This is a genomic window from Blastococcus sp. CCUG 61487, from assembly GCF_005222955.1.
In the GTDB taxonomy this organism is placed as follows: Bacteria; Actinomycetota; Actinomycetes; order Mycobacteriales; family Geodermatophilaceae; genus Blastococcus.
Genome location: NZ_LWUA01000185.1, coordinates 1 through 251, shown reverse-complemented (window position 1 = coordinate 251; position 251 = coordinate 1). Strand labels below are relative to the sequence as shown.

Genomic DNA, 251 nt, shown 5'->3' with positions numbered 1-251 from the left:
CTGGATGCACTGAGCCGCGCTGCCTGGCTTTCGTGTAGCTGATGCGCGACACGCCATCGAGTTCGTTGGCCAGATAGATATTGGCCTGCCGCTCGATCTCCCCGGTGGCATCGGTGTCGGCCGGGCCGCCATGCGGCGGATTGTACTTGTAGCCGCCATCTTCTGGCGGGTTATGCGACGGCGTGATGACCACGCCGTCGGCGAGGTGCTCCGTACGGCCCTTGTTGTAGGCGATGATGGCGTGCGAAATC

The 251-nt window shown here is 63.3% G+C and carries 1 pseudogene; it reads right to left on the bottom strand.

Features of this window, described 5'->3' with window-relative positions:
* Positions 1–251 (bottom strand): annotated as a pseudogene (locus A6V29_RS09950) (phosphoglucomutase, alpha-D-glucose phosphate-specific); the annotation flags it as partial.